The organism is Methylobacterium longum (assembly GCF_022179385.1).
GTDB lineage: Bacteria > Pseudomonadota > Alphaproteobacteria > Rhizobiales > Beijerinckiaceae > Methylobacterium > Methylobacterium longum.
In genome coordinates, this window is sequence record NZ_BPQS01000154.1 from 1 (window position 1) to 898 (window position 898).

Genomic DNA, 898 nt, shown 5'->3' on the forward strand with positions numbered 1-898 from the left:
CTTCGCGGCGGTCGGCGCCGCGCACGCCGCCGACCTGCCGGTCAAGAAGGCGGTTCCGATCGAGTACGTCCGCGTCTGCTCCACCTACGGCGCCGGCTTCTTCTACATTCCTGGCACCGACACCTGCCTGCGCCTCTCCGGCCGCGCGCGGTTCGAGGGCGGCTACCAGACCGCCTACACCCGCCAGTTCAACCAGGGTGGCGACACCGCGGGTTACGGCACCCGGATGCGCATCAACCTCGATGCCCGCACCCAGACCGGCTACGGCACCCTGCGCGCCTTCGTGCGCCTCGACGCCGGCTACCGCTCGGGTGGTCCCTACGGCGGCGGCACCTCCGGCACGCAGCAGCGCATCGGTCAGGCCTACGCGGCGCTCGGCGTCGATCAGTTCGGCCGCGGCCAGTCGTACATGAACGTCGACAAGGCGTTCATCCAGTTCGCCGGCCTCACCGCCGGTCGCGCCTCGTCGTTCTTCGACTTCTACGCCCACGACTTCGAGTTCACCGGCGCCACGGCCGGCTCGGACGTGTTCTCGACGAACCTGCTCGCCTACACCGCCACGCTCGGCAACGGCCTGTCGGCCACGATCTCGGCCGAAGATCCGATCTTCCGCCGGACCGGCCTCTTCTCTCCGTCGGTCAACGCCGCCAACGTCACGGTCAACGCGGCAGTTGTGAACTTCGGCCTCACCAACTCGCCGATCCCGGTGGTCACCGGGTTCAACGCCGCCGGCGCCCCGTCGCGCTTCAACTTCGTCGACGGCATCGAGAAGAGCCGGCTGCCCGACTTCGTCGGCGTGCTCCGCCTCGATCAGGCCTGGGGTTCGGCTCAGGTCTCGGCCGCCGTGCACGAGCTGAATGCCAACAACGTCCAGAACACCCTCGGCTTCATCCCGGGC

Annotated in this window: 1 protein-coding gene; it reads left to right on the forward strand. The window is 69.0% G+C overall.

Translation table 11 applies throughout. The annotated features are described in order from the left end of the window. Positions 1-898 (forward strand): porin (locus MFF58_RS31825; RefSeq protein ID WP_238294321.1); only part of this gene is annotated, 898 nt, incomplete at both ends.